Origin of the sequence: Paenibacillus sp. CECT 9249, assembly GCF_918697855.1 — a bacterium.
Lineage (GTDB): Bacteria > Bacillota > Bacilli > Paenibacillales > Paenibacillaceae > MSJ-34.
On the sequence record NZ_CAKKLI010000120.1, the window covers coordinates 1 to 601 of the forward strand.

At 55.4% G+C, this 601-nt stretch carries 1 rRNA gene; it reads right to left on the minus strand.

Features of this window, described 5'->3' with window-relative positions:
- Window positions 1-601 (minus strand): 23S ribosomal RNA (locus LQ229_RS27055); the annotation flags it as partial.

Consider the following 601-nt stretch of genomic DNA (forward strand, 5'->3'; position numbering starts at 1 on the left):
TCCCTTCTGCCTTTGCACTCTTCGAATGATTTCCAACCATTCTGAGGGAACCTTGGGGCGCCTCCGTTACTCTTTAGGAGGCGACCGCCCCAGTCAAACTGCCCGCCTGACACTGTCCCCGAACCGGATCACGGTCCCAGGTTAGAACTCCGATACGATCAGGGTGGTATCCCAACGGCGCCTCCGCACAAGCTTGCGCTCATGCTTCCTAGGCTCCCACCTATCCTGTACAGATCGTACCAAAGTCCAATATCAAGCTGCAGTAAAGCTCCATGGGGTCTTTCCGTCTTGTCGCGGGTAACCTGCATCTTCACAGGTATTAAAATTTCACCGGATCTCTCGTTGAGACAGCGCCCAAGTCGTTACGCCATTCGTGCGGGTCAGAATTTACCTGACAAGGAATTTCGCTACCTTAGGACCGTTATAGTTACGGCCGCCGTTTACTGGGGCTTCGGTTCACAGCTTCGGGTTACCCCTAACCGCTCCCCTTAACCTTCCAGCACCGGGCAGGCGTCAGCCCGTATACTTCGCCTTGCGGCTTCGCACAGACCTGTGTTTTTGCTAAACAGTCGCTTGGGCCTATTCACTGCGGCCCCCTCGG